Genomic DNA, 270 nt, shown 5'->3' on the forward strand with positions numbered 1-270 from the left:
CTTGAGCAGATGAAGTGTGAAAACTGGCTTGAGCAGCTTTACTCATCAAAATAAATTCAGCTTGTAATTGAGCGCTCTTGTTTAATGCCGGAAGCGATAGCTGATTAACTTTTTGAGTTGAACGATCTATATTTGCTATTTTTATTAAAGAGTTACCGCCAATAATTAAAAGTAATAAAGTGATAAATATAAAACCACCCCAAATACGTTGACTCACTGTTAGATTCATATGGTTTTCCATTCAAAAATACGTCTATTAAAACTTATCGG

1 protein-coding gene is annotated in these 270 nt (G+C 33.0%); it reads right to left on the reverse strand.

Annotation, left to right across the window (positions count from 1 at the left end):
• Positions 1–229, reverse strand: a 229-nt coding sequence (locus SB765_RS29940; RefSeq protein ID WP_410932536.1) for an MCP four helix bundle domain-containing protein, incomplete at its 3' end; no start/stop codon positions are given.
• Positions 230–270 lie beyond the last annotated feature (41 nt).

It is taken from the genome of Pseudomonas sp. SIMBA_067, from assembly GCF_046534675.1.
Taxonomy (GTDB): Bacteria; Pseudomonadota; Gammaproteobacteria; order Pseudomonadales; family Pseudomonadaceae; genus Aquipseudomonas; species Aquipseudomonas putida.